Raw genomic sequence first — 1,569 nt, 5'->3', positions numbered from 1 at the left:
GACTGGCGCGGAACTTGACGTTGGGCATGGCACTGTCTGGGTGAATGGCGATATTCGCTATATTGCCATGCAGTTCAGTAGGTTAGAAGCATTCCTGGGGGCCGGTCTCACGGATTCAGGTCAATACCTAAAGGCATTTGCTCTAGGGTGCCTATCACTATTGAGTGTTGATCAGGTATTTGAGCGTGGTGGACTGGGAAATCCGCTCCTCTAAAATCTGACTGTATTGCGAAATGTGACGCTAAAATGGCACTTGCGCCAAGTAAAGTTTCTGAAGGGGCCGCAGGCATCACGAAAGGCAGTATCAATCGCTCCATATCTGCCGCATCAAAAAAGGGAGCGGGCAAATTCGACAAACCACCTATTGGTGGTAAAGATTGAACATTGACAGTAAGCGATGAGGAAGGCAAAACCTCTACCCAAATATCTTCACTCAACAGGTTATTACACTGCTCTAGCGTTTGACCTGTAATACTAAGCAACAATGTATTGTAAGTAACAATTAGTTCCGGGGGTATAGTAATGTCTGCAACTAATTGCTCCGATGTAAAACGATCCAATTCAAGAGTGTCAACTACAATGCCGTTTAGATTAACATCTAACCGACTCAGACCTTCAAGAAGCAAATCTGAGTGGCGCATATCAAGATGCAAGACGGCGCCGGTAGATACTTCATCGCTGCGTAAAGAGAATTCAACGCCCGCCTGAGCTCCATTTCCCTGAATACGCAATGGGCTAGGTTCTGATCCATCTATTTGTCGTAAAAGAGGATAAATACGTTCTCGTGTTGGAGTTGGCATATTAAATGCCAATCCACCCTGAGCACTAATTTCAACATCAGGGAGTCCATTGGAATCAATTGAGGATGACTCCATCATTAAAAACCTTGCTTCTCTAGGCACAGCTTGAGTATTTAATGTTTGGCTCCAGGCCCGCTGGGTAGACATAATACCTATAACGATTAATGCTATTAACACCATGCGCCACACCCACGTCGATACAGGAGTAGACACTTGAGGCGCTGAGTTGGCTACTGATGTTGAGCCTGCTTCTGGCTGCCGCATCTGCGCCGCACCTCCAGCTCCTCCAACAAATAGGCGGCGCTCTTTCCAATTCCTAAAGAATAGGCCAGTGACAGCACGAACGACGGTCCACATTGAACGAAGAGGCTGATCTTGAGGAAGTTTTCTTTTCTGCAACCAAGCATCTGCACGCCCCATTACTAGCTTGACTAGCTGGCGACGCTGCGCAACGTTCAAACTACCAAATCTAAGACGGATATGTTGACTATCATGAGTCACGATATGTACCGGGAAGAGCACATGGTTGTTATCGAACTCCATTTCAACAAAATCAATACGTGAATCATTTGGAAAGCCCTGTATACCAGCTATTTGAATTCCACCCATCGAAAGATTTTGAGTCATCGCCGATAAGGTATACCCACCCGTTGAGCCTGTAGAAAAACTCCGCTGACGACTAAGTTTTGGTAGGATCGAGGAAACGGACGAGGAGTGGTCAGCATGCCGCGCTTCAAGGCTTATAACTACGATCAGAACGCCATGGTGG

The 1,569-nt window shown here is 46.6% G+C and carries 1 protein-coding gene; it reads right to left on the bottom strand.

The window, feature by feature from the left end; genetic code table 11:
* Positions 1–107 precede the first annotated feature (107 nt).
* A partial coding sequence (locus V8L71_RS20595; RefSeq protein ID WP_336275335.1) for a cellulose biosynthesis cyclic di-GMP-binding regulatory protein BcsB occupies positions 108–1,569 on the bottom strand: 1,462 nt, incomplete at its 5' end.

This window comes from Vreelandella indica (assembly GCF_037070225.1).
Lineage (GTDB): Bacteria > Pseudomonadota > Gammaproteobacteria > Pseudomonadales > Halomonadaceae > Vreelandella > Vreelandella arctica.
Note: the sequence above shows the minus strand (reverse complement) of the source record. Positions and strands in the feature narration are given on the sequence as shown.